Here is a 24454-nt window from a genome sequence, read left to right as displayed (position 1 = left end):
GCCCGCGACGGTTTTGTCCGGCGTTGCAATCTTGTCCGGCGTCGCAACAGCCCCTCACTGCGGATGGGCCGCTACGCGCAGTTTTTCCGCGTTGGCCATGTCTTGCCGGTAAGTGTCCTGTGCGTCCTTCAGGCAGGCGGCGCGCGTGGCGGACGGTTCCAGGCGACAGGCTTTTTTGGCTTCGGCCAGGGCGGCGGCGATTTCCTTGCGCAAGGTGCGCAGCTGGGCCTGGGCCGTGCTGTCTTCCTGGTACCAGCGGGCCGGGTCGCCCGGTTGCGGGCTGGCCGTCTGTGCCAGCGCGAATGGCGACAGGCTGCAGGCCAGCACGGTGGCCAGGAATGTGGTGTGGATAGTCATGATATTTCCTCCTTGAAATAAAAAAGGCGCCGTAGCGCCTCTTTTTACAGCCTGCCCGTGAGTAGCAGCAGGATCAGTATCACAACGACGAGGCCGGCGATTCCGCTGGGGCCGTAGCCCCAGTTGCGGCTGTGCGGCCAGGTGGGCAGGACGCCGACCAGGGCCAGGATCAAAATGACCAGAATGATGGTGCCCATGGTATCTCCTTGTAGTCTTGCATGTGGTGCAACTGGGGCGCGGGCTGGCGTACCCGCCGCGCCGAATGATCAATAGCGGTAGACGCGGCCGTCGACGACGCGCACGCGGCTGCCTGGGCGCAAGTCCTGGGCGCTGTCCTGCACTACCGTGCGGTATTCGCCGTTGTCCAGGCGCACGCTGATCTGGTAGTTCTGCGCTTGCTGGCGGCGCCCCTCCACCTGGTTGCCGACGACGCCGCCGGCAACGGCGCCCGCCACGGTGGCGGCCGTGCGGCCGCCGCCCGAACCGATGGTGTTGCCCAGCAGGGCGCCGGCGATGCCGCCGACCACGGCGCCGGCGCCGCTGGTTTGTCCACCGCCCTGCACCAGCTGGATGGAATCGACGGTGCCGTAACTGGCGGACTCAGGCTGATTGGCCGGGTAATACTGCGACTGCGATGGTCCGGTGTTGGCGCAACCGCTGAGGACAGCGGTGGCGGCGAGCATCAGTGCAGCCAAGGTGGCGTTGGTTTTCATTTTATTCTCCTGACGTGGTGAGGGTGTAGCGCCATCTTAGCCACGGCCCCATGCCCGGTCTGTACGCTGCCGCACGCACTTATTGGCGTGTGGACGGTCACGCCGGCGCCCGATTTCCGCAGAAACGTTGTTATTTCTCCTTACTGGCCTGCTTGTTTCAAAATAAATTGCTTGTGTACGGCAGCGTACAGAAGAGTGGCGACTATCCACGTAAAACGGTAGTCATGCCAAGCAGACATGCTTGTCACCACCAGGGAGCAGCAGATGAACAAGAAGATGCAGAACCATAAACGCTACGCCGCCATCGTCATCGGTCTGGCTTGTGCGGCATGGGGCGGCCAGGCCATGGCGGCCACCCCGGAAGCGAAGGCGGCCTACAAGGCGGCCAATGAACAGGCAGCTCTGAACTACAAGCAGGCGCACGCCGAATGCGACAAGATCACGGGCAACCCGAAGGATGTCTGCATCGCCGAAGCGAAGGCCGTGCGCGCCTACGATGAAGCGGTGGCCCAGGCGCAATACACGAATACCCTGCGTGCCTACACCAAGGCGCGCATCAAGATTGCCGATGCCAACTACGACGTCGACCTGGCGCGCTGCAATGCGCTGACGGGCAACGACAAGGATGTCTGCGTCAAGCTGGCCAAGTCCACCAAGGTGGCGGCCCTGGCCGATGCCAAGGCGGACAAGAAAGTCATCGAAGCGCGCAGCGATGCGCGTGAAGCAAAAAGAAAAGCCGAGTACAAGGTCGCAGCAGAAAAATGCGATGCATTAGCCGGCGCAGCCAAAGACGACTGTGTCAAGGCTGCAAAAACCCAGTTTGGCTACTGAACGCCGCATCGGCGCGCTGTCACCAGACTGGTATAAGAAGCTCATTGTGAGCACGTTGATTGACCACTCCTAAGGAAAAAACCATGAAATTCACTAAATCTATCGCTACTGGCCTCTTCGTCGCTTCCCTGTTCGCTGTGGCAGGTTGCGCCTCGACCCCGACCAAAGAAGGCACGGGCGAATACATCGACGACGCTGCGATCACCACCAAAGTCAAGGCCAGCATCTTCAATGAGCCGACCCTGAAATCGACGGAAATCAACGTTGAAACCTTCAAGGGCGTGGTTCAGCTGAGCGGCTTCGTGGCCCAGCCGTCGGATGCCGCCAAGGCTGGCGAAGTCGCCCGCGGCGTCAAAGGCGTGAAATCGGTGAAAAACGATATCCGCGTCAAGTAATGGCACGACCTGCCGCAGCGTCCGGCCCATGGGCTGGCGCTGTGGCCCTCCACCGACCGTAGCGGGATTCTCATGCATACCCAGCCTTCAGATATCCCGCCCGAGCCGGTAGAGCTGGCATCGAGCGACGCCGTGGCGCCCTCACCGAGTGCGCCCGCGGAGGCGGATCCCACCTTGCGCCTGCCGCTGCATGTCAATGCGCGCGGCCTGGCGCTGGGCATCATCGCCACCGTCAGCTTCATCTATGCGCTGCAATGGGCGCAGAAATTCCTCATTCCCGTCATTTTTGGCATCTTCATTGCCTATACCCTCAACCCCGTCGTCGCCTGGCTGGAAAAACTGCGCGTGCCGCGCGCCATCGGCGCCACGGCCGTGACGGCCCTGATCCTGTTCGGCTCGCTCGTCGTCGTCGAGCGGGTGCAGGGCGAATTCGAGTCCATCGTCGAAGAGTTGCCCGCCGCCACGCACAAGCTGTCGCGCCTGATCGCCGCCAGTACGGGCGGCAAGAACAGCACCTTCCAGAAGATGCAGGCCGTGGCCAATGAAATCGAACAGGTGGCCGCCGGCGCCGAGACGCGCCGCAACAACCGCCGCGCGGCCGCCGCCGAGGCACCGAACTTCAAGATCATGGACTGGGTCTGGGCCGGTTCGCTGGGCCTCGTGGGTTTCCTCAGCCAGGCCACCATGGTCATCTTCCTCGTCTTCTTCCTGCTGCTGTCGGGCGATACCTTCAAGCGCAAGCTCGTCAAGCTGACGGGGCCGTCGCTGAGCCGCAAGAAGGTCACCGTGCATATCCTGGAAGACATCAATACCTCGATCCAGAACTATATGTTCATGTTGCTGGTCACCAACGGCTTGCTGGCGCTGCTGATGTGGATCGCCCTGCGCATGATCGGCCTGGAAAACGCGGGTGCCTGGGCCATCGTGGCCGGCTTGCTGCACATCATGCCGTATTTCGGCCCGCTCCTGATCACCATCGCCACGGGACTGGTGGCTTTCCTGCAGTTCGAATCGCTGGAAATGGTCTTACTGGTGACGGGCACTTCCATGGCCATCGCCACCCTCGTCGGCACCTTCGTCACCACCTGGATGACGGGCCGCATCGCGCGCATGAATCCCACGGCCGTCTTCATCAGCCTGCTGTTCTGGGGCTGGCTGTGGGGCGTCTGGGGCTTGCTGCTGGGCGTGCCCATCATTGTCATCGTGAAAGTCGTCGCCGAGCGCGTGCAGGGCATGGAAGTGGTGGCCGAGCTGCTGGGCGAGTAGCTTGCGGCAACGCAAAGAAAACGGCGCCCGCGGGCGCCGTTGTTGCATGCGGAGCAGGAGCTCAGGACTGGTGGCGTTTCAATATCTTCACTTGCACATCGCCGTCCGCCGTCTTCGGCATGTCCTTCATGCTGCCCAGCTGCAGGGCGAACTGGCGCGTGAATTCGGCGCCGAGGAAGAAGATTTGCGCCGAGTAATATACCCACAGCAGCAGGGCCACCAGCGAACCGGCCGCGCCATAGCTGCTGGCCACGCCGCTATTGCCGATATACACGCCGATCGCGTATTTTCCCAAAGAAAACATGAAAGCTGTGCCGATGGCGCCGATCAGCACGTCGCGCCAGGACAGGCGCACGCGCGGCAGCATCTTGTAGATGACGGCAAACAGGCTGGCGATGACGGCAAAGCCGATCAGGTTCGACAGGATGGTAAACAGCACGGCCGTGTCCTTCCACACGCCTTCCCAGAAATTGGCGAGGATGGCCATGGCGGCGTTCACCACCAGCGACACCATCAGCAGGAAGGCCAGCACCAGCACGAGGCCGAACGACAGCAGGCGCGTGCGCACCATGTCCCAGGCGCCCGCTTCCTTCAGAGGCGGTACTTGCCAGATTTCATCGAGGCTCGCCTTCAGTTCGGCAAACACGCTGGTGGCGCCAAACAGCAGCAGGGCGCTGGCGATGAGGGTGGCGATGCGGCCCTGTTCATGGTTCTTCGCGCCGGCCAGCACCAGCTGGATGGCTTCGGCGCCCTGCGTGCCCAGCAAGCCCTGCAATTGTCCCATCAGTTCGCCGCGCGCGGCGGCCGGGCCATAGAAGAAGCCGGCGATGGCGATCACCAGCACGAGGATGGGGGCGATGGAAAACAGCGTGTAGTAGGCGAGGGCGGCGCCCTTGCTCGAGGCGCGATGTTCCAGCCATTCGGTGACGGAACAGACGATGACGCTGCGCATCTGCTTGCTGAGTGGCGCCAGGCTGGCCAGTTTCGGATAGCGGGTAGTGAAATTCATGGTGGCTTTCAATGAAAAAAAGGGGCCGCAGCCCCTTTTTTTTAACTAGTAACTAGTGGCGTGCCACTGGTAATGCTTACTGTACGCGGCGTTCGATGGTGATTTGTTCCACTTCAACGCGGCGGTTAGGTTCCAGGCACTTGATCAGGTCGGCACGTTTCTTGTTATCGCACGTGACGACCGGATTGGTCGAGCCCTTGCCTTCGGCCGTCAGGCGGTTGGCGGCCACGCCGTGGGCGACCAGGTATTCTTTGACTGCATCAGCACGTTGCTGCGACAGTTTCAGGTTGTACTTGGGCGAACCGATGCGGTCGGCATAACCACTGATGACGACGTTGTTGACGTCCGGCGACGCGTTCAGCACGCGGGCGATTTCGTCGAGCTTGGTCTGTGTCGGGCCGAGCTTGGCGCTGTCGAACGCGAACAGTTCCGTGGCCGACATCGTCACTTTTTCAAAGCGTGGCGGCGGTGGCGGCGGTGGTGGCGGCACGACGACGACGACTTCTTCACGCACTGGCGGCGGTGGCGGCGGTGCTGGCGGTGCAGGCGGTTTGTCGAACGCGTAGTTCAGGCCCACGGTGACGTAGTAGTTGTTGGACTTGCTGCTCGGGTCGAAGGTATTGCCGCGCAGGAAACCGTGCACATTGCGCACGTCAGCCTGGAGCGACAGCTGCTCGGTGATGCTGGACTGGAAGCCCAGGCCCACGCTGGCGTACGGCGAGCTCTTGGTGCGTTCACCGAAGGCGAGGCTGGTGTCCTTGTCGCGTTGCATACCGGCACCGACCAGCAGGAAGGGGCGGAAGGCCTTGCGCGAGAACAGGTACAGGCCGTCTACGCCCAGCGTGTTTTGCTGGTAGCGCTGGCTGCCATCCTTGGAACGGGCATACGTGGTGCCCAGCTGGATATCCCAGTCCTGGGAAACAGGCTTACCAAAGCGCAAGCCTGCGCCATAACCTGTTTTGTCGGTGGCAAAGTCGGAATCTGGCTTGAGTGCGTTGAGACTAGGTTGAATATACCAGGAGGGATTGATTTCCTGGGCCTGTGCGCCGAGGGCGGAGCACAGTACTGCGGCGGCAACGGCGATTTTTTTTAGATTATTCACAAGTAACTCCCAACGTTGATAAGAGATTTTCTCTACGGCATCAATACGACATCATGCTAGACATGCTATTGCTAACGGACAACAATTCCAGGTGCGTCCTTCTTGCGATAAATGCACTGCTGTTGGACTAGAGAATACGGTTCCAGGTTCAAGCGGTCGGTGCGTTGGCGCACAAAGCATTGTTGTATATCAATGGTGTTGCAGATTCACGACAAATACTCTGATGTTGAAAAAAACTAATTTGCCTCGGGGGATTGTCGTAACAAATCGTCAATCCCTGACCTTGGCACAAGAGGCAATCGTACGACTTGTTACCAGCATGCCACTGTATATTAGCAACAATGATGAGCTTGATAACTAATATTACATTGATGTTGTATTCCTGCCGCGTTCTGTTGTTTTCCTGGGCTTCTCTTGGGCAACTTTTGCGTGCCGCAGCCAGCTCCGCCACTTTTCATCAAGGAGTCACTCGTGCCTAAGGCCATTCCCCCGCTTTCGTTCCGCTTGCCTGGCAATATCGCCGCCCTCTGTCTGTTGCTCTCGCTGGGCACGCCTATGCCGGCCTGGGCCGATGGCGGCGTGACGCTGTTTTCACCGAGCGGCACGGTCAAGGCCGTGCGCCAGGTGCGGGCCCAGTTCGCCACGCCGATGGTGCCGTTCGGCGACATGGGCTTGCCCGCGCCGTTCGCCATCGATTGCGGCAAGGCCGAGCCTGCCGTCGTGGCGGGCGCGGGACGCTGGGCTGACGAGCGCAACTGGAATTACGATTTCGAGCGCGACTTGCCAGCCGGCGTGGCTTGCCGGTTTACCTTGAAACCAGGTCTGCAGGATTTGCAGGGCAAGCCCGTGCAGGGAACGGCGGCCTACCGCTTTTCCACGGGCGGGCCAGCCATCGTCGAGGCCGTACCGTATGACGGCCAGCCGTATATCGATGAAAACCAGATCTTCGTGCTGGGCCTGGACGCCGCGCCGGACGAGGCCAGCGTCGCCGCGAACGCATATTGCCGCGCCGATGGCATCAATGAAAAGATTCCCGTGCGGCTGCTCAAGGGCAAGGAACTGGAACAGGTATTGACCCTGCGCAAAAGCTTCCTCGATCGCTACCTGACCGTGTATTTCAAGAAGCGGGGGACGGTGTGGAAAGTGGGCATGCCCGTGGCCAGCAAGGGCGCGCCGCCGCTGCCCGTCACCGTGCTGCAATGCAAGCGCAGCTTCCCCGCCAGCGCCAAGGTGTCGCTGGTGTGGGGCGAGGGCATCGCCAGCGCCAGCGGCATCGCCACGGAGAAGGCGCAAAGCCTGAACTTCCGCACGCGGCCCGACTTCACGGCCAAGTTCAGCTGCGAACGCAGCAACCCGAAGGAGCAGTGCATCCCGTTCCTGCCCATGCGCGTGCAGTTTTCCGCGCCCGTGAAAGCGTCGCTGGTGCGCGCCATGACCTTGACGGGAGGCGGCAAGACGTATGCGCCGACGCTCGCGAAAGAGGAAGAAAAGGCGGAATTCCTGAACGGCGCCACCTTCAACGGGCCATTTCCCGTGCAAGCGAGCTTCATCCTGAGCTTGCCGCCGAAGCTGACGGATGACGCCGGCCGAGCCTTGCTCAACCGCGCGCGCTTTCCCATGACGGTGCGCACGGGCGAACAGCCGCCGCTGCTGAAATTCCCGGCCCCGTTCGGCATCATCGAAGCCAAGGGCGACGGCTTGCTGCCCGTGACGGTGCGCAATATCGAGCCTGTGCTCACTGGCAAGGAAATCGCCAGGGAATCGGCATCGGCGCAGGCTGCCACGGGCGCCACCTTGCGCGTGCCCGACAATGACGACAAGTTCATCATCGAGTGGATGCAGCGCCTGGCCGGCAATGGCGACGCGGGCGAATACTGGCAGCCGTACGCGCAATATGCGGGCAACATGAGCAAATCCGTGCTGGCGGACGCGGCCGGCACGCGGCCCCTCAGCCTGCCGCGTCCCGATGGCAAGAAGACGTTTGAAGTGATCGGCATCCCCTTGCAGAAGCCCGGTTTTTACGTGGTCGAGCTGGCCAGCCCCATCCTCGGCAAAGTGCTGCTGGGCAAGCCGACCACCGCGTATATCCGCACGGCCGCGCTGGTGACGAATCTGGCGGCCCACTTCAAGCATGGCGCGCAATCGTCGCTGGTGTGGGTGACGTCGCTCGACAAGGGCGCCCCCGTTGCCAAGGCGCAAGTGGCCGTGCGCGACTGCGCCGGCAAGCTGCTGTGGCAAGGCGCCACGGGGGCGGACGGCGTGGCGCAGATAGCCGGCGAGCTGGCCAATTCCAGCTGCAAGAATAATGGCCGCTACTTTATCAGTGCGCGCAGCGGCGGCGACATGACGTTTACCCTGTCGGACTGGGTGGGCGGCATCGAAGCCTGGCGTTTCAATTTGCCGACGGACGATACGCGCGCCGACAACACTCTGCTGGCAACCGTATTCGACCGCACCCTGCTGCGTGCCGGCGAAACCGTTCACATGAAGCATTTCATCCGCAAGCACACGGGCCAGGGCATCGGCCTGGTCGACAAGAACAACGGTCCCGGCAGCGCCACCTCCGTCGTCATCACGCACCAGGGCAGCGACCAGAACTACCAGCTGCCGTTGCGCTGGTCCGCCAGCGGCACGGCGGAAAGCGACTGGGTGATTCCCGCCGACGCCAAGCAGGGCGAATACAGCGTGACGATGGCGGGCCGGCCCTCCGGCAGTTTCCGCGTCGAGGCATTCCGCGTGCCGACCATGAAAGCCGTGCTGCAGGGGCCGAAGGCGCCGGCCGTGCAGGCGAAGCAGCTGGCCCTCGATGCGCAAATCACGTATCTGGCCGGCGGCGGCGCCACCAACGCGCCCGTCAAGCTGCGCACGGTACTGCAGGACAAGAGCGTTTCCTTTGCCGACTATCCCGACTACAGCTTCAGCAATGGCGACGTGAAGGAAGGCCTCGTCAAGCAGGGCACCGGTTATGACGACGACGAAGGCGAATGGCAGGATGAAGGCAATGGCGGGCGTGCCGGCGCCGGTGCGGCCGCCGCGCGCACGCAAAGCCTGAGCCTGGACAAGGCGGGCGGCGCGCGCATCGTCATCGACCAGCTGCCGCAGCTGTCCACGCCGCGCGACCTGGTGGCGGAAATGGCTTTCCAGGATGCGAATGGCGAGACGGCGTCCGTCGCCACGCGCGTGCCGCTGTGGCCGTCAAACTATGTGATCGGCATCAAGCCCGACGCGTGGGCCTTGAGCAAGGACAAATTCAAGTTCACGGTGGCCGTGCTGTCGACCGCGGGCAAGCCCGTGGCGAATGCGGCCGTCGCCGTCGATTTCTTCCAGCGCCATAGCTATTCGCACCGCCGGCGTTTGATCGGCGGCTTCTATGCGTATGAAAACAGCAGTGAAGTGGTCAAGCTGGGCCCGGCCTGCAATGGCAGGACGGATGGCAAGGGTCTGCTGATCTGCGACGTCAGGGCGCCCGCCAGCGGCAACCTGATTCTGCGCGCCAGCACGCAGGATGGCGCCGGCAACACGGCCGTCGCCAACCGCGAAACCTGGGTGGCCGGCAGCGGCGACTGGTGGTTCAACGCCAGCGACAATGACCGCATCGACGTCTTGCCTGAAAAAAAACGCTATGAGCCGGGCCAGGAAGCGAGCTTGCAGGTGCGCATGCCGTTCCGCTCGGGCACGGCCCTGATCACGGTCGAGCGCGAAGGCATCCTCGACACCTATGTGCGCCAGCTCAATGGCAGGGAACCGGTGGTGGCTATCCCGGTCAAACCCAATTACGCGCCGAATGTATACGTGTCCGTGTTTGTCGTGCGCGGGCGTGTCGATGGCGTGCAGCCGACGGCCCTGGTCGACCTGGGCAAGCCGGCCTACAAGATGGGTATCGCGCCGCTCAACGTGGGGTGGCAGGCGCATGAACTGAACGTGATGGTGGTATCCGACAAGGAGGTCTACCAGACGCGCGACAAGGCGGAAGTGTCCGTGCGCGTGCGCCGCGCCGATGGCAAGCCGTTGCCGGCCGGCGCCGAAGTGGCGCTGGCGGCCGTCGATACGGGCTTGCTGGAACTGATGCCCAACGATAGCTGGAAGCTGCTCGATACCATGATGGCGCAGCGCAGCCTGCAGGTGGAAACGGCGACGGCGCAGATGCAGGTGATCGGCAAGCGCCACTTCGGCCGCAAGGCATTTCCGGCCGGCGGCGGCGGCGGCAAGGGCGCCAGCCGCGAACTGTTCGATACCCTGCTGTTCTGGAAGGGTACCGTCAAGCTCGACGCCAAGGGCGAAGCCACCGTGCAAGTACCGCTGAACGACTCGCTGACGGCGTTTCGCATCGTCGCCGTCGCCAGCGCCGGCAAGGAATTGTTTGGCACGGGCAGCACGGACATCCGCAGTTCGCAAGACCTGATCCTGATGTCGGGCTTGCCGACCCTCGTGCGCGAAGGCGACCAGCTGCGTGCCGGCTTTACGGTCCGCAACACCTCGGCTGCCTCGCTGAGCGTGGAATTGAATGCCACGGCGGCGGGCAAGGCGCTGCCGCGCCAGAACCTGACCCTGGCGGCAGGCGAAGCGCGCGAGACAGGCTGGGATTACCAGGTGCCGCTCGGCGCGCAAACGGTCGTGTGGGATATCAATGCCAAGGCGGGCAAGCACACGGACAAGCTGAAAATCACGCAAAAGGTGGGCCAGGCCACGCCCGTGCGCACCTACCAGGCCACCTTGCTGCAGATCGAGAAGCCCATCAATATGTCCGTGCAGATGCCGGCCGGTGCCTTGCCGGGCCGTGGCGGCATCCAGACCAGCTTTGCGGCCAGGCTGGGCGGCGAGCTGCCCGGCGTGCGCGAGTACATGGCCGCGTATCCATACACCTGCTTCGAGCAAAACACGTCGAAAGCCATCGCCCTGCAAGACCAGGAGGCGTGGAACAGGCTGGCCGCCAGTCTGCCCGCCTACCTCGATGGCGACGGCATGCTGAAATACTTCCCCATCATGGAGCAGGGCAGCGACAGCCTGACGGCGTATGTGCTGTCGGCAACTGCGGAAGCCGGCTATGCGATTCCCGAACAGACGAAGAACCGCATGGAAGAAGCCTTGACGGCCTTCGTGCAGGGCCGCATCGTGCGCCGTTCGGCGCTGGCCACGACCGACCTGGCCGTGCGCAAGCTGGCGGCGCTGGAAGCGCTGTCGCGTTCGAACAAGGTGCCGCCCGATGCGCTGGAAAGCATCAGCATCAACCCGAACCTGTGGCCGACGTCTGCCGTCATCGACTGGAGCTTGCTGCTGCAACGCACGCCAGGCCTGGCGCGCCGCGATGCGCAACTGGCCGAGGCGCAGCAGATCCTGCGCTCGCGCCTGAATTTCCAGGGCACGACCATGGGCTTTTCCACCGAACGCAAGGATAACTGGTGGTGGCTGATGGTGTCCGGCGACGTCAACGCCAACCGCCTGCTGCTGGCCGTGCTGGACGACCCGGCGTGGAAGGACGACATCGGCCGCCTCGTGCGCGGCAGCATGGGCCGCCAGAAGAAGGGCCGCTGGGATACGACGGTGGCGAATGCCTGGGGCACGCTGGCCATCGCCAAGTTCTCCGCCAAGTTCGAAGCGACGCCCGTGACGGGCGCCAGCGCCGTGAAGCTGGGCGGCGATACGCAAGCGCTCGTGTGGAATGGCGCGGCGAAAGTGGGCCCCGTGCTGCAGGCGTGGCCGAAAGGCATGGATACCCTGGGCCTGGCGCACAGCGGCACGGGCAAACCGTGGGCCACCGTGCAAAGCCTGGCCGCCATCCCGCTCAAGGCGCCCGTCTCCAGCGGCTACACGATCAGGAAAACCATTACGCCCGTGGAACAGAAGACGGCGGGCGCATGGTCGCGCGGCGACGTCTACCGCGTGCGCCTCGACTTGTCGGCGCAGGCGGACATGAGCTGGGTGGTGGTCGACGACCCGATCCCGGCCAGCGCCACGGTGCTGGGCAATGGCCTGGGCCGCGATTCGCAGCTGCTGACGGCCGGCGAAAAATCCACGGGCTGGGTCTGGCCCACGTTCGAGGAACGGGCTTTTGACGCCTTCCGCGCGTACTACGCCTTCGTGCCGAAGGGCAACTGGAGCGTGGAATACACGGTGCGCCTGAACAATGCGGGCGACTTCAGCCTGCCGGCCACGCGCATCGAAGCCATGTATTCGCCCGAGATGTTTGGCGAGTCGCCAAATGCGAATGTGCAGGTGGGGCAGTGAAGAAGTTGATTTTTGTTATGGGCTGCATGCTGTCCGGTCCGCTCTTCGCGCAAGCGGTGCTGACGCCGGGCCAGGTGCAGGCCGCCTACCGCAGCTCGGAAGCGCAGTTGCTCGACCGCAGCGGCGCGCCGCTGCAATCCTTGCGCGTGGACATGAAGGCGCGCCGCCTGCCGTGGGTGCCGCTGGCCGACATCTCTCCCGCCGTGCAGCAGGCCGTGCTGCTGGCCGAAGACCAGCGCTTCATGCGCCATGGCGGCGTGGATCTGTCGGCGCTGGCCACGGCCGCCTGGGACAATCTGTTTGCGAAAAAGCCCCGGGGCGCCTCGACTATCACCATGCAGCTGGCGGGCCAGCTCGACGCGGACCTGCAGGCGCAGGCGGGCGGGCGCAGCCTGCGCCAGAAATGGGAGCAGATGCGCGCGGCGCAAGCCATCGAGGATAGCTGGAGCAAGGCGCAGATTTTCGAGGCGTATCTGAACCTCGTGTCGTTCCGCGGCGAGCTGCAGGGCATCGCCTCCGCTTCGTACAGCCTGTTCGGCAAGGCGCCGTCGGGCCTGAACCAGACGGACGGCATCATCCTGGCCAGCCTCGTGCGCGCGCCGAACGCACCGCTGGCCACCGTCACGCGCCGTGCCTGCGCGCTGGCCAAGGAAGCGCGCATGGACAGCAGCTGCCAGCTGATCGGCCAGCGCGTGCAGACGGCCTTGCAGCGCACGGCCCTGTATGCCGACCTGGCGCCGGCGCCGCAGGTGGCGCAGCAGCTGCTCAAGCAGTCGGGCGTCTCCGTGCGCAGTACGCTCGACGGTCCGCTGCAGCGTTTTGCCCAGGATAATCTGCGCCAGCAGCTGGCATCTTTGCGCGAGCGCAATGTCAACGATGGCGCCATCGTCGTGCTGGACAACCGCAGCGGCGAGATCCTCGCCTATGTGGGCAATGCGGGCGGCAGCCACGTCGATGGCGTGACGGCCCTGCGCCAGGCCGGTTCCACCCTGAAACCGTTCCTGTATGAACTGGCCATCGAACGCCGCCTGATGACGGCGGCGTCCGTCATGGACGACACGCCGCTCGACGTCGCCACGGCGTCCGGCATGTATGCGCCGCAAAACTACGACCGCAATTTCAAGGGCCATGTCAGCGCCCGCACCAGCCTGGCCAGTTCCCTGAACATTCCCGCCGTGCGCACGGTGCTGCTGACGGGGCAGGACGGCTTTTACAACCGCCTCAAGGACGTGGGCCTGTCCAGCCTGACGGAGCCGGCTGAATACTATGGTCCCTCGCTGGCGCTGGGCTCGTCCGAGGTGACCCTGCTGGAACTGGCCAACGCCTACCGCGCGCTGGCCAATGGCGGCAGCTACAGCACGGCCAGCCTGCAGCCGGGCCAGGCGGGCAGGGACAGGCGCCGCGTGATGGAGCCGGGCGCCGCCTTCATCGTCAGCGACATCCTCGCCGACCGCGCCGCGCGCAGCATGACCTTCGGCTTGCGCAACGAGCTGGGGACGAATTTCTGGAGCGCCGTCAAGACGGGCACCAGCAAGGACATGCGCGACAACTGGTGCATGGGTTACTCGGAGCGCTACACGGTGGGCGTCTGGGTGGGCAATTTTGATGGCAAGCCCATGTGGGACGTGTCCGGCGTGACGGGCGCCGCGCCCGTGTGGCGCGACGTCATGGATTATCTGCACAAGAACGTGCCCAGCCATGCGCCGAAGGCGCCGTCCGGCGTGCTGCAGCAGATGGTGTCCTACCAGCCCGCGCTGGAAGCGCCGCGCCGCGAATGGTTTATCGCGGGAACGGAAAGCGCCGTCATCGCCGTCGTGGGCGACACGCTGAGACCGCCCGCCATCGTGTATCCGGCCGAGGACAGCATCCTCGCCATCGACCCCGACATCCCGCCCGCCTTGCAGCGCGTGTTCTTCCAGGCGCAGGGCAGCCAGGGCTTGCGCTGGGTGCTTGACGGCAAGGATTTGGGTGCGGCTCTTGACAGCGTCAGCTGGCGCCCCGTGCCGGGCAAGCATGCGCTGGCCCTTGTCGACGGCGACGGCAAGACGGTGGTGAAGGTCGCGTTCCAGGTGCGGGGCAATGCGCTGGCGCAGCTGAATTAGGCACCGTGGCTTGTGCTGTTGGCCAGTTTATTGTCCGCCACTGGCGGGCACCCCATAACAAGCCCATCCAGATGCAGAACGACCGGCCGCGCGCGCGGATTCGTGTGCGGTACTTGTGCGCCGTCGAGCAGAAACAGGGTGGTAGCGGCGGCGACCGCCATGACGGGCCGCATGGACCACCACCGCGTTCCATCGGCACATGCTTTCCTGACTAGAAGGGTATGTGCCGATTCCGGCGAAGTGTTGTCAAAAAATACTTATGGCGCGCTGATGATGTTCGTCAATGCAATGCGGTAGGCCGGCTGCACGTCGCCATCCTTGTCCAGCTTGTCCATCATGATGACGCCGAAACCCTGCGCATACCAGACGTATTCGCCGCTCTTGCCCTTACTCTTGCCGCCCACGTCGCGCAGTTCGAACTTGCAGGCGTCGGGGAAGCGGCGCCCGCCCAGTTCCAGGCGTTCCCAGCCCAGGAAGGTGATCGAGAAATCGCGTTGATCCGTGCGCGTCGAGGTCGTGATCTTGTCGGACAGGCCGGCCAGCGGATAGTGGGTGTTCGTTTGCGTGTCCGTGAACTGCACGCGCACTTCCTGTCCGCGACGCATGTTGGCGGGGATGGCGGACTGCGGCGCGTAGACGTTCTTGCTGCGCACGGTGCCGTCTTCGTTGTAATGGATCGTGCCCGTCAGGAATACCTGGCCATCGCGGATATCCTGGTAGGACGTCGCCAGCAAGGCGCCGCCGTCGAGGATCAGCTGCGTGCCCTTGAGTTTCTTGCCCTCGAACATTTCTTCGACGTTGACTTGCGCGTCGCCATTGTTCTTGCTGAACTTGACGCCCGTCGTCAGTTCCATGCATTCGCCCACCGTGGGCGCCGCCTGTACGCTGGCGGCCGCGAATACGCTGGCCGCCACCATTCCACACCATGCTGCTTTCATTGTCATCCTGGCTATCTTGAAAAGGCGTGATGATAGCGTGCCGTGGAGCAATGTGGCGCAGCGCTGGAGGCGGGGCTTAGCGGGCCGGTACGGTCGGCGTCGCTGGGGGCGTGGTGGCGGGTCCGCTGGCTGCCGGAGTGTCCGGCGTGGCCACGGGCTTGCCGCGCCGGCTGCGCTTGTCCGTGCGCGTTTTGCCGGGCTTGGCGTCGTGAACCAGCTTGCCTTTGTTGTCGAGCTTGTCGGATGCGTCCGATTGCTGGCCCGGATCGTTACGGTTGTTGGTGTGGTTGCCCGTCTGGTTCAGATTCGTCGTCGACTGGGCTTGCACCCAGGCGCCGCCGACCGTCATCAGGGTGGCGGCCAGCAAGAGAGCGGCGGTTTTCATGGCGGTATCCTGTGCAAATAAGAGTATGAGCTTGCATTCTTACACATCTGTCCGCCTGCACGGGTAGGACGCCGCCTCATGCCGGTGTCGGCTATTAGCTTCAGTTCAACGGAACTGCTCCGTCGAGATATCGAAGCGCTTGAGCTTGTCGTACAGGGTTTTCTTCGGAATATTCAAGCTGGCGGCCGCGTCGATGACGTTGCCATTGTGGCGGCGCAAGGCTTCCTCGATGATGGAAATCTCGAAAGTGTCGACCTGTTCGGCCAGCGATGCTTCGCGGCAGCCGGCCGGACTCAGGGTATCGTCGAGCAAGCCCAGCACGAAACGGTCGGCCACATTGTGCAGTTCGCGTACATTGCCGGCCCAGCGCTGCGCCATCAGGGACGCGATCAGCTCGCCGCTGACGAGGGCTGCCGGCTGGCCATAGCGCAGCGCCGCCTGCAGCACGAAGAATTCGAACAGCAGCGGGATATCCTCGCGCCGGTTGCGCAGGGCGGGCAGGGTCAGGCTGGCCACGTTCAGGCGGTAATACAGGTCGGGGCGGAACTTGCCCTGCTCGGCCAGCACATTCAAGTCTTCCTTGGCGGCGGCGATCACGCGGAAATTGACGGAAATTAATTTGTTGGAACCGAGGCGCTCGACCTGGCGCTCCTGCAGCACGCGCAGCAGCTTCACTTGCAGGGCCAGCGGCATGCTTTCGATTTCATCGAGAAACAGGGTGCCGCCGTTCGCGTATTCGATCTTGCCGATGCGCTGGCGCTGGGCGCCCGTGAACGCCCCTTCCTCGTGGCCGAACAGTTCCGATTCGAAGATCGATTCGGGCAGGGCGCCGCAGTTAATCGCCACGAACGGGTGGTCGCGCCGCTCGCTGAAGTCGTGCAGGCAGCGCGCGATCAGCTCTTTTCCCGTCCCCGTTTCGCCGAGGATGATGATGTCGGCCGATTTCGGCGCCAGGTTCAGCACCAGCTGGCGCACCTTGGCCATGGCTGCGCTGCGCCCCACGATGCGCGCCTCGATGCCGACGCGCTGCTCGAGCTGGCGGCGCAGGTTCATGTTTTCCAGCACCAGGTGGCGTTTATCGAGCGCGCGGCGGCACACTTCCACCAGCAGGTCGGCGGAAAACGGTTTTTCGATGAAGTCATACGCGCCACGGCGCATGGCGCCCACGGCCATTGACACGTCGCCGTGGCCCGTGACGAGGATGACGGGCAGGCTGGCATCCTGCGCCACGGCGATATCGAGCAGTTTCAGGCCATCCATGCCGGGCAGCTTGATATCGCTCAATAAAATGCCGGCAAATTCGGGCACCAGGTAGGGCAGCGCTTCCTCGGCCGTGGCGACGGCCGTCACTTGCAGTCCCGCCAGTTCCAGCGATTGCCGGGCGCCCTTGCGCACGACGGCATCGTCTTCCACCAGCAGCACTTGCATGCCCTCAAAATTATTCTCGTGCATTCCCTGTTTCCTTCGTCTCTATCTTGTTCTCCCCCGGGTCGCAGCTCAGGGTGATGGTAAATTGCGCGCCGCCCCCTTCCGCGGCGCTGCGGTTGCGCACGGCCAGCGCGCTGCCGGCCGCGCGCAGGATGCCGGCGCTGATCGACAGGCCCAGTCCCAGGCCGTGTTCCTTGGTGGTATAGAAGGGGTCGAAGATCTTGTCCAGCGACGCCAGCGGGATACCGGGGCCATTATCGGTGATATGGATGATGGCCAGTGCGCCTTCGCGGCGCACCTGGAACCAGATCTGCACGGGCGCGCTTTCCGGTACGGCATCCATGGCGTTGGTGATCAGGTTGCTGAACACCTGTTCCAGGCCGATGGCGTTGCACAGCACGATGATGTCGTCCTCAAGCCAGCTTTCATGCAGGGTCAGGCGCTGCGAATTCTTGCGCGTGCGGATTTGCAGCATGGTTTGCGCAAACGCCTGGCGCACGCTGACGGGCTTGCGCGCATCGTCGCTGCGCCGGGCAAAGCCCTTCAGCTGCGACGTCACGTAGCCGAGGCGCTTGACGAGGTCGGAAATGGTCGACAGGTTGTCGAGCGCATCGTCGATGCGGCCCCGCGCCAGAAACACCTTGGCATTGTCGGAAAACGTTTGCAGGGCGGCCAGCGGCTGGTTCAGCTCATGCGTGACGCCGGCCGCCATCTGCCCGATGGCGGCCAGCTTGCCGCTTTGCACCAGTTCCGCCTGGGCGTAGCGCAGGGTCTGCTCAGCCCGTTCACGCTCGCTCACCTCCGCTTGCAGGCGGCCATTCGCGTGCACGAGGTCGGCCGTGCGCTGTTCGACCTTGATTTCCAGCTGTTCATAGGCGCGCGCCAGCGTCTGCTGCGCGTTCAGGCGCTCGGCGATGCGGCGCCGGCGCTGGCGCGCATACATCAGGGCCAGCAGCAGCAGGGCCCAGCCCAGCGCGGCGGCGATGGCCGCATTGCGGGCCGCGGCGTTGACCTGGTCGAGTTCGGCCAGCACGGTGATCTGCCATTGCAGCGGACCGAGCGCGCGGTTGACGGCCAGGTAGTCGGCGCTGCCGGACAGGGCCGGCGTATCGCCCGCCTGTGGCCGCTCGAGCGTCATGACGCTGGCGCCATCGGCAAACTGGCGCTGCACCCGGTGCGGCAGGATGGGCAGGTTTTCCTGCAGGAATTGGCGCTGTGCGCTGATATCGTTCTTCGCGGCCGGCGCCAGCGGCGCCAGCGTCTTGAACTTGAAGGCGGGCGTGGTGGCCAGGATGATCACGCCATTCGCATCCTTGACCCAGATCTGCTCGCCCGCGCCCGGCGTGCGCCACGATTGTTCGATCCAGTCCAGGTTGACCTTGGCGGCGACGATGCCGAGGATGCGTCCGTTGCGCTGCACGGGCTGCGAAATGAAGTAGCCGGCCTCGAAGGTGGAGGCGCCGATGCCGTAGAAGCGGCCGATGCCGCCCGCGATGGCGTTCTTGAAATAGGGACGGAAGCCGTAGTTGACGCCCACATACGAGCTGGCTTCCTGCCAGTTGCTCGACGCCAGGGTCGTGCCCTTGCCGTCCAGCACGTAGACGGCAAAGGCACCCGCGCGGCGGTTCATGTCGATCAGGTAGGCATTGATCTGCGCCACCCTGGCGGCGTCGGGCTGCTCCAGCAGTTGCGCCACGGCATCGCTTTGCGCCACGGCCAGGGGCAGGAATTCGTATTTGTTGAGGGCGCCGCCAATGGACGCCGCATACAGTTCCGCGCGCGAATCGAGGGTGCGGTGCAATTCATCGAGCTGGCGCTGCTTGACCCAGGCATACGACGCCCACGTCAGCACGGCCAGCGAGCCTGCGGCCAGCAGGGGGCCGAGCGCTGGTCTCAGGGTCCATTTGCCGAATGCCATGGTGCTCCGTGTGTCGGGTTAAGCGCGGGGTGCGGCTAAGGCGGTATTGTAGTGTACGGCGGGATTCGCCCGAATGGATGCATCCCGATGCATGACTGACATGCAAACTTGCGGCGTCCGACCAGACCGTAGCGGGCAGAAGGGCGAGGCGGCCGAAAAGCGCAACCGTACCAATCAAGTACGGTGAGCATCGCAGGCCGCCTGGACCGGTGCGCAGCAGGTTTGATCAGACGCAAGCAGCCACTAATCGGCGGTGCTGGCCATGGTTTCCGCATTGTGATGGCGCTGCTGCTCTTCCATCACCATCTCGCCCAGCATGCGCTTCAGGCGGTTGAACTCCGGGTCGCTCGGATCGCGCGGACGCGGCAGTTCGATGGCCACGTCGCGCTTGATGGTGCCGGGACGGTAGGTCATGACGATGGTGCGGTCGGCCAGGTAGATCGATTCCTCGATCGAGTGCGTGACAAACACGATGGTGGTGCCGAAGACTTTCCAGATTTTCAGCAATTCATCTTGCAGGTTGCGCCGCGTCAAGGCGTCCAGCGCGCCAAACGGTTCATCCATCAGCATGATGGGCGAATCGAGGGCCAGCACGCGGGCAATCGCCACGCGCTGGCGCATGCCGCCCGACAAGTCTTTCGGATAGCGGGCACGGAATTCCGTCAAGCCCAGCATGCTCAGCAGCATGTCGACCCGCTCCTTGATCTCGGCTGGCGTCTTGCCGGCGATTTCCAGGCCGAAGGCGATATTGCTCTCGATGGTCATCCAGGGGAACAGCGCGTATTCCTGGAATACCATGCCGCGGTCGGGGCCGGGCTCGGTGATCAGCTTGCCGCCGGCCAGGATCTGGCCCGAGGTCGGCTGCGAAAAGCCGGCGATGGCGTTGAGCAGGGTCGACTTGCCGCAGCCGGACGGTCCCAGCAGGCAGATGAACTCGCCGCTGGCGATTTCCAGATTGATGTCTTTCAGCGCGATGACGTCGCTGCCGCCCGTGGTGAAGATCTTGTTGACTGCATTGATATTGATCGTGGTCATGGCCGTTCCTCTCAGTGTTCCAGGCCGCGGTGCCACTGCAGCAAATGATTATTCAGGGCATTCATGGCGATATCGATGGCCAGGCCGAACAGGCCGATGGTAAACATGCCGGCGATAATCTTGTCAGACCAGAAATATTCGCGCGCTTCGAGGATGCGGAAACCGAGGCCGCTGTTGACGGCGATCATTTCTGCCACGATCACGACGATGAAGGCCGTGCCCATGCCGATGCGCGCGCCGGCCAGGATGTAGGGCGTGGCGGCCGGCAGGATGACGCGGCGGAACATGGTCATCTGGCTGGCGCCCAGGTTGCGCGCGGCGCGGATGTAGATGCCGTCGACCTGGCGCACGCCGGCGATGGTATTCATCAGCACGGGGAAGAAGGAACCAATGCTGATCAGGAAGAACGCTGGCGGATTGCCCAGGCCGAACCACAGGATGGCCAGCGGGATGTAGGCGATCGGCGGAATCGGGCGCAGCACCTGCACCAGCGGGTCGAACAGTTTATAGATGGTCTTGTTGGTGCCCATCAGCAAGCCCAGCGGCAAGGCCAGGCCGGCGCCGATGGCGAAGCCGCCCAGCACGCGCGACAGGCTGGCCCAGGCGTCGTGCGGCAGTTCGCCGGAGAACATCCACACCAGGTAATTGCCCGCTTCCGGCGTGTATGCTTCCATCGGGATCAGGTATTCATACCACTTCACGAGCACGGCCACGGGCGAGGGCAGGATTTGCGGATTGATCCAGCCGAACGTGGACAGCGCCTGCCACAGCAGCAGCACGGCCACGGGCACGATGGCGCCGTGCGCGAAGCGTTTCATCATTTGCATATTCATGGTGAGACTTTCCGATCAGCGTGGGGCGTAGGATTTCTTGGCTTTTTCCAGCAGGTCCAGCTTGACCCAATCCTTGGCGGCAGGCGGTTTGGCCATGCGGCCCACGCCGAATTTCACCATGTAATCGGTGGTCAGCTGCACGTGGCTCTGCGTGATGTCTTCCGTGAAGATGGCGTTGTCGATGGCGTCGCGGTAATCCTCGGTCGTGATCTGGTTCTTGAACATCGATTCGCGCACGTATTTTTCCGCCAGTTTCGGGTCGGCCAGGAAGGCACGGGTGGCGGCGACGAAACAATCCATGAAGCGTTGCGCCACGGCCGGTTTTTCCTTGTACATTTTTTCCGTCATCACGAGGGCGCGCACGGGCTCGCCCAGCGGGGTGTCATACGGCTTCATGATGGCCGAACCGTATTTCTTGTGGATGGCCTGCGTCGAGTACGGCTCGGACTGGCTCATGGCGTCGATATCCTTGGTCAGCAGGGCCTGGTTCAGGTCGGGATAGCCCATGTACAGGATCTGCACATCCTTGCCCGGCTTGTCGGACCAGGTCAGCTTGGCTTTCGACAATTCGGCAAACAGCAGGATTTCCTGCGGGCCGCCGCGCGTGACGCCGACTTTCTTGCCTTTCAAGTCGGCGATGCCCTTGATGTTCAGGTCGGGACGGCCGACGATCTGCACGCCGCCCTTGGCGAAACCGCCGACCAGGTAGACGGGCAAGCCCGTGGCGCGGCCCGTGATGGCCGCTTCCAGCGCGCTGGCCGAGACGTCGACTTCGCCGGCGATCATGGCGGGAACGATATCGAGACCCTTGGCGAAGATGCGCTCTTCGATTTTCAGGTCGTATTTCGGCGCGATTTCCTTCATATAGGCGACGGCGCCGTAATGGGCGAATTTCAGGTTGCCCAGGCGTACGACGTCGGCCGCGTGGACGGCCAGCGGGAATTGCGCGGCCAGCGCGACGGCGACGGCCAGGGCCTTGGTGTTCAGGAAGGATGAGATGCGGAAGGTGCTTGCCATGCTGTTGTCTCCAAAAAAGGTAGATGGTTTTTATATTCGATGAGGCTGCCGCTCTGGCGGCGGTTATGAAAATATAGAAGCATCTTCCGTGCCAGTGGAGCGCATTTTGGCGTTTATTGCAAGTGATTGTTTATAAAGGCTTAATTTGGATCTATTGAAATGAGGAAATATCCAGATTCCGCTTTTCCGCACGGTGGCGGGAAATGGCGTGCGGATTTCCGCATGGCTGGCCGGGCGGGACGGGGCGCTTGGGCGAGGACGGGGGGCGGCAAGCAGGGGATAAACGCGGGCAAATGCGGGTGAACCTAAATGGCGCGGCCGACTCCAATCGTAAAAAAACGCGTTGCAGAACCAGCTGGCAACGCGTAACTCCCCCGTGGAGTAGGGGGGGCGCGCGGCACGGGTAGCCTGTCGGCGGCTAGCCGTGCCGGCGCCCTGGCGCCAGGGCCCTTATTTCGGCGCCGTGGCTGGCGGCAACGCCGGTGCTGTGGCGGGGTCGGTCAGGGGCGCGGGCGGCGTGACGTTGCCGGGCCCCGCTTCCGGCGTGGCAGGAAGCGGGGCCGGCAGCACTTGTGGCGCGGAACTGGGCATGGGTGCCGTTTCAGGCAGCGGCGCCTCGGCGGGTTTCTTGCACGCGGACAGGGAGAGCAGGGCGGCGGCGGCCAGCAGAGCAGCTATTTTCATGATGGTTTCCTTTGCAAGTATCAAGAGTATCGCGATGCAGGCGGCAAGCCAGATGGCGACGCCATGCGTGAGCCTTGAATTTATTGCAAGAGTGCCGACGCTTCTGTTCGCCACTTCACCTTCAGCGCACCTTTGCGCCGAATTCAGGTGCGGCGGGCGAGAGCGCGGGATTGAAGATGCGCAAGAGAAATAATTCACTGAGGAAATATTTTTCACTTTCTTGCTTCTAATGTTCGTTAACGCACAGACCGAGGGAGATCAGGCTGGCATTCTGTGGTCAGACGCCCAGGATTTGTGGCTTTCTGGCATAAAAATTGCCAAGAATTTAACAATCCGGGCTACCGGCAATCGTTTAAAAGGAGTATTCAAATGCATGCAATGACTCAGTCTCACGTGAAGAGCGAATTAAAGGCAGCGCACCAGGAACTTCGTAGCCCCGAAAAAGGCTCGCAAATGGTCGAACGTGCGGCCCCTATCCCCCCGGAGCGCATGAATCCCATTTCCATGGCACCGATCGAACGCGTGCGTTCGACGTCGGCCACCCTGCGCCGTATCGAAAACATGCAAAAGCTGATCGGCGAACTGTCGCTGCACGAGATGCTGGCTGATGAAATCGCCTGGTTCCTCAAGTTTTCGCCATCGGGCGCCCGCAAATACATCCGCGACCTGCGCGAAGCGGGCGTGATCGAGCTGGCACGCTACATCGAAGGCACGGCCACCTATCTGGGCAAGGCAGTGTACCAGTTGACGCCGGACCCTGAGCGCGTGCGCGCCTTCCTGGCCGCCATCGTCCAGCCAAAACGCGAAGGCGCGCCACCGCGCAAGGACCGTCCCGGCCTGCGCGAGCAAAGCATGGCAGGCAGCGGCCGTCACTTCCACATCCTGGCCGATGACACGCATTACGCGATCCGCGTCAACCGTGGTCCCGTGACGCGCGATCCGCTGGTGGCGGCCCTGTTTGGTGCGCCGCAGCAGAAAGCTGCAGAATAAGGCCTGACCAAACCTACTGCGCGGCGCGCTTTGCGGCCTGCGATGCTCACCGTACTAGAGTACGGTTGCGCTTCTTAGCCACAAATCATCGCCGCTCGCTACGGTTTTGTCAGGCGTTGGAACGTTATAATGAAAGAATGAAAGCCGGGTTGCAACCCGGCTTTTGGCGTTGGAGCCGGCCCGTTGATCTTGGTGGATTGAAAAGATGTTAATCAACCCCATGTGGGCTGGACTACCCGCCCGTCCCGATGCGGGGTTCATTCGAAGGAGCTTGTCCTTGTCTGCCTACGCCGCCTTGTTATTGATTTCCCCAGTGCACTGCCTGGAACGGGTGTCCGCATGAACCCGCTGCTGTGGATTGCCCTCGTCACGGCCGCCATCGTCTTTTCGCTGTGGTTTCCCCGCTGGCGCTTGAAGCGGGCGCTGGCGAAGCCCTTGCCGCCGGAAGGCCTGGCCGTGCTGGAACAGAATATTCCCGTGTATACGCGCATGCCGGCCCCGCTGCAGGAGCAGTTGCGCCGTCTCGTCGTGCAGTTCCTGTACCAGAAGAAATTCGTCGGTTGCGGCGGCCTGGATATCACGGACGAGATGCGCTACACCATCGCCGGCCAGGCCTGTCTGTTGCTGCTCAATCGCCAGACCCAGGTGTATCCCGAACTCGACACCATCCTCGTCTATCCCAACGAATTCATCGTCACGCGCAATGAAGTGGGGCCGGGTGGCGTCGTCACGCCATCGGCCAATGGTTTACTGGGCGAATCGTGGGGCGATGGCCGCGTGGTGCTGGCCTGGGATCACGTGCAGCGCGGCGCGGCGGACTGGACCGATGGCCACAATGTCGTGCTGCATGAGTTTGCGCATCAGCTCGACAGCGAATCGGGTGCCGCGAATGGCGCGCCCTACCTGCCGAATGTGTCGAGCTACCGCAGCTGGGCCACGGTGCTGTCGCGCGACTTCGACAACCTGCGCCACGACGCCATGTACCAGCAGCAAAGCGTGATGGACCATTACGGCGCCACGAATCCGGCCGAATTCTTTGCCGTGGCCACGGAAACCTTCTTTGAAAAGCCATACCAGATGGCTGAGCACCATGAAGAGCTGTACGCGCAATTCCTCCAGTACTACAAGGTCGACCCGCGCGACTGGATGGCGCCGCCGGTGGAGCCCGAGCACATGGCCTCGCCATTTCCCAACTACGCGCCGCACTGGTAGGGGCGACGCGGAGC

At 63.2% G+C, this 24454-nt stretch carries 21 protein-coding genes; 8 read left to right on the top strand and 13 right to left on the bottom strand.

Annotated elements, in window-relative coordinates; translation table 11 throughout:
- Positions 1–54: 54 nt before the first annotated feature.
- The 3 genes from YQ44_RS18365 to YQ44_RS18355 form a co-directional block, all read right to left on the bottom strand.
- Positions 55–357 (bottom strand): hypothetical protein, encoded by a 303-nt coding sequence (locus tag YQ44_RS18365; protein ID WP_071324613.1) that lies wholly within the window; start codon positions 355–357, stop codon positions 55–57.
- Between the two features lie 44 nt (positions 358–401).
- The gene (locus YQ44_RS18360; protein ID WP_071324612.1) at positions 402–554 is read right to left on the bottom strand and encodes a DUF3309 family protein; all 153 of its coding nucleotides are present in this window, start codon (positions 552–554) and stop codon (positions 402–404) included.
- 69 nt (positions 555–623) lie between these two features.
- Positions 624–1070, bottom strand: coding sequence for a glycine zipper 2TM domain-containing protein (locus tag YQ44_RS18355; RefSeq protein ID WP_071324611.1), 447 nt, complete (start codon positions 1068–1070; stop codon positions 624–626).
- A gap of 237 nt (positions 1071–1307) precedes the next feature.
- Here YQ44_RS18355 and YQ44_RS18350 point away from each other — a divergent pair, with 237 nt between their 5' ends.
- The 3 genes from YQ44_RS18350 to YQ44_RS18340 all read left to right on the top strand — a co-directional run bounded on the left by YQ44_RS18350 (position 1308) and on the right by YQ44_RS18340 (position 3562).
- Positions 1308–1901 (top strand): hypothetical protein, encoded by a 594-nt coding sequence (locus tag YQ44_RS18350; RefSeq protein WP_232250937.1) that lies wholly within the window; start codon positions 1308–1310, stop codon positions 1899–1901.
- An 83-nt stretch (positions 1902–1984) separates the two neighbouring features.
- Entirely contained in the window at positions 1985–2296 is a 312-nt protein-coding gene (locus YQ44_RS18345; RefSeq protein WP_046682432.1) for a BON domain-containing protein, read from the top strand.
- Between the two features lie 174 nt (positions 2297–2470).
- Positions 2471–3562 (top strand): AI-2E family transporter, encoded by a 1092-nt coding sequence (locus YQ44_RS18340; protein WP_071324610.1) that lies wholly within the window; start codon positions 2471–2473, stop codon positions 3560–3562.
- Between the two features lie 61 nt (positions 3563–3623).
- Here YQ44_RS18340 and YQ44_RS18335 read toward each other — a convergent pair whose 3' ends face one another.
- A complete protein-coding gene (locus YQ44_RS18335) occupies positions 3624–4571 on the bottom strand; it encodes a YihY/virulence factor BrkB family protein (RefSeq protein ID WP_071324609.1) in 948 nt (315 codons plus the stop codon).
- A gap of 76 nt (positions 4572–4647) precedes the next feature.
- Positions 4648–5673: an OmpA family protein gene (locus YQ44_RS18330; RefSeq protein ID WP_071324608.1), complete on the bottom strand. Its 1026-nt coding sequence runs from the start codon at positions 5671–5673 to the stop codon at positions 4648–4650.
- 471 nt (positions 5674–6144) lie between these two features.
- Here YQ44_RS18330 and YQ44_RS18325 point away from each other — a divergent pair, with 471 nt between their 5' ends.
- Together YQ44_RS18325 and pbpC are read left to right on the top strand one after the other, a co-directional pair.
- Positions 6145–11898 carry an alpha-2-macroglobulin family protein gene (locus YQ44_RS18325; RefSeq protein WP_232250936.1) on the top strand — a complete coding sequence of 1918 codons (5754 nt, stop codon included), beginning with the start codon at positions 6145–6147 and terminating at the stop codon, positions 11896–11898.
- 17 nt (positions 11899–11915) lie between these two features.
- A complete protein-coding gene (pbpC, locus tag YQ44_RS18320; RefSeq protein ID WP_071324607.1) occupies positions 11916–14000 on the top strand; it encodes a penicillin-binding protein 1C in 2085 nt (694 codons plus the stop codon).
- A 257-nt stretch (positions 14001–14257) separates the two neighbouring features.
- Here the strand turns inward: pbpC and YQ44_RS18315 are convergent, their stop codons facing one another.
- The 8 genes from YQ44_RS18315 to YQ44_RS18280 form a co-directional block, all read right to left on the bottom strand.
- Positions 14258–14938: a hypothetical protein gene (locus YQ44_RS18315; protein WP_156894903.1), complete on the bottom strand. Its 681-nt coding sequence runs from the start codon at positions 14936–14938 to the stop codon at positions 14258–14260.
- A gap of 76 nt (positions 14939–15014) precedes the next feature.
- Positions 15015–15323 (bottom strand): hypothetical protein, encoded by a 309-nt coding sequence (locus YQ44_RS18310; protein ID WP_156894902.1) that lies wholly within the window; start codon positions 15321–15323, stop codon positions 15015–15017.
- Positions 15324–15428: 105 nt separating this feature from the next.
- Positions 15429–16775: a sigma-54-dependent transcriptional regulator gene (locus YQ44_RS18305; RefSeq protein WP_034758888.1), complete on the bottom strand. Its 1347-nt coding sequence runs from the start codon at positions 16773–16775 to the stop codon at positions 15429–15431.
- A complete protein-coding gene (locus YQ44_RS18300; protein WP_071324604.1) occupies positions 16762–18669 on the bottom strand; it encodes a sensor histidine kinase in 1908 nt (635 codons plus the stop codon). Before YQ44_RS18300 ends, YQ44_RS18305 begins: the two co-directional genes overlap by 14 nt.
- 243 nt (positions 18670–18912) lie before the next feature.
- On the bottom strand, positions 18913–19704 hold the full coding sequence (locus YQ44_RS18295; protein WP_071324603.1) for an ABC transporter ATP-binding protein: 792 nt from the start codon (positions 19702–19704) through the stop codon (positions 18913–18915).
- A gap of 11 nt (positions 19705–19715) precedes the next feature.
- Positions 19716–20537: an ABC transporter permease gene (locus tag YQ44_RS18290; RefSeq protein WP_071324602.1), complete on the bottom strand. Its 822-nt coding sequence runs from the start codon at positions 20535–20537 to the stop codon at positions 19716–19718.
- A gap of 15 nt (positions 20538–20552) precedes the next feature.
- A complete protein-coding gene (locus tag YQ44_RS18285; RefSeq protein ID WP_071324601.1) occupies positions 20553–21554 on the bottom strand; it encodes an ABC transporter substrate-binding protein in 1002 nt (333 codons plus the stop codon).
- Positions 21555–22004: 450 nt separating this feature from the next.
- Complete coding sequence (locus tag YQ44_RS18280; protein ID WP_071324600.1) at positions 22005–22238, bottom strand: hypothetical protein; 234 nt, start codon at positions 22236–22238, stop codon at positions 22005–22007.
- Here YQ44_RS18280 and YQ44_RS29070 point away from each other — a divergent pair.
- From YQ44_RS29070 to YQ44_RS18270, 3 genes are all read left to right on the top strand, one after another.
- Positions 22237–22431, top strand: a complete 195-nt coding sequence (locus YQ44_RS29070; protein ID WP_156894901.1) for a hypothetical protein — start codon at positions 22237–22239, stop codon at positions 22429–22431. The two genes, YQ44_RS18280 and YQ44_RS29070, sit on opposite strands and share 2 nt — an antisense overlap.
- 296 nt (positions 22432–22727) lie before the next feature.
- The gene (locus YQ44_RS18275) at positions 22728–23228 is read left to right on the top strand and encodes a winged helix-turn-helix domain-containing protein (RefSeq protein ID WP_010396453.1); all 501 of its coding nucleotides are present in this window, start codon (positions 22728–22730) and stop codon (positions 23226–23228) included.
- Positions 23229–23567: 339 nt separating this feature from the next.
- The gene (locus YQ44_RS18270) at positions 23568–24440 is read left to right on the top strand and encodes a zinc-dependent peptidase (protein WP_071324599.1); all 873 of its coding nucleotides are present in this window, start codon (positions 23568–23570) and stop codon (positions 24438–24440) included.
- The last annotated feature ends 14 nt before the right edge of the window (positions 24441–24454 follow it).

This window comes from Janthinobacterium sp. 1_2014MBL_MicDiv, assembly GCF_001865675.1.
In the GTDB taxonomy this organism is placed as follows: Bacteria; Pseudomonadota; Gammaproteobacteria; order Burkholderiales; family Burkholderiaceae_D; genus Janthinobacterium.
The sequence above is the reverse complement of the archived record's forward strand: the minus strand, read 5'-3'. Positions and strand labels throughout refer to the sequence as shown.

Excerpts from the sequence above, each read along its gene's own strand:
- YQ44_RS18365 (WP_071324613.1), bottom strand. The coding sequence starts at position 357 with ATGACTATCCACACCACATTCCTGGCCACCGTGCTGGCCTGCAGCCTG.
- YQ44_RS18360 (WP_071324612.1), bottom strand. The coding sequence starts at position 554 with ATGGGCACCATCATTCTGGTCATTTTGATCCTGGCCCTGGTCGGCGTC.
- YQ44_RS18355 (WP_071324611.1), bottom strand. The coding sequence starts at position 1,070 with ATGAAAACCAACGCCACCTTGGCTGCACTGATGCTCGCCGCCACCGCT.
- YQ44_RS18350 (WP_232250937.1), top strand. The coding sequence starts at position 1,308 with ATGCTTGTCACCACCAGGGAGCAGCAGATGAACAAGAAGATGCAGAAC.
- YQ44_RS18345 (WP_046682432.1), top strand. The coding sequence starts at position 1,985 with ATGAAATTCACTAAATCTATCGCTACTGGCCTCTTCGTCGCTTCCCTG.
- YQ44_RS18335 (WP_071324609.1), bottom strand. The coding sequence starts at position 4,571 with ATGAATTTCACTACCCGCTATCCGAAACTGGCCAGCCTGGCGCCACTC.
- pbpC (WP_071324607.1), top strand. The coding sequence starts at position 11,916 with ATGGGCTGCATGCTGTCCGGTCCGCTCTTCGCGCAAGCGGTGCTGACG.
- YQ44_RS18315 (WP_156894903.1), bottom strand. The coding sequence starts at position 14,938 with ATGAAAGCAGCATGGTGTGGAATGGTGGCGGCCAGCGTATTCGCGGCC.
- YQ44_RS18310 (WP_156894902.1), bottom strand. The coding sequence starts at position 15,323 with ATGAAAACCGCCGCTCTCTTGCTGGCCGCCACCCTGATGACGGTCGGC.
- YQ44_RS18305 (WP_034758888.1), bottom strand. The coding sequence starts at position 16,775 with ATGCACGAGAATAATTTTGAGGGCATGCAAGTGCTGCTGGTGGAAGAC.
- YQ44_RS18300 (WP_071324604.1), bottom strand. The coding sequence starts at position 18,669 with ATGGCATTCGGCAAATGGACCCTGAGACCAGCGCTCGGCCCCCTGCTG.
- YQ44_RS18295 (WP_071324603.1), bottom strand. The coding sequence starts at position 19,704 with ATGACCACGATCAATATCAATGCAGTCAACAAGATCTTCACCACGGGC.
- YQ44_RS18290 (WP_071324602.1), bottom strand. The coding sequence starts at position 20,537 with ATGAATATGCAAATGATGAAACGCTTCGCGCACGGCGCCATCGTGCCC.
- YQ44_RS18285 (WP_071324601.1), bottom strand. The coding sequence starts at position 21,554 with ATGGCAAGCACCTTCCGCATCTCATCCTTCCTGAACACCAAGGCCCTG.
- YQ44_RS29070 (WP_156894901.1), top strand. The coding sequence starts at position 22,237 with ATGATGGTTTCCTTTGCAAGTATCAAGAGTATCGCGATGCAGGCGGCA.
- YQ44_RS18280 (WP_071324600.1), bottom strand. The coding sequence starts at position 22,238 with ATGAAAATAGCTGCTCTGCTGGCCGCCGCCGCCCTGCTCTCCCTGTCC.
- YQ44_RS18275 (WP_010396453.1), top strand. The coding sequence starts at position 22,728 with ATGAATCCCATTTCCATGGCACCGATCGAACGCGTGCGTTCGACGTCG.
- YQ44_RS18270 (WP_071324599.1), top strand. The coding sequence starts at position 23,568 with ATGAACCCGCTGCTGTGGATTGCCCTCGTCACGGCCGCCATCGTCTTT.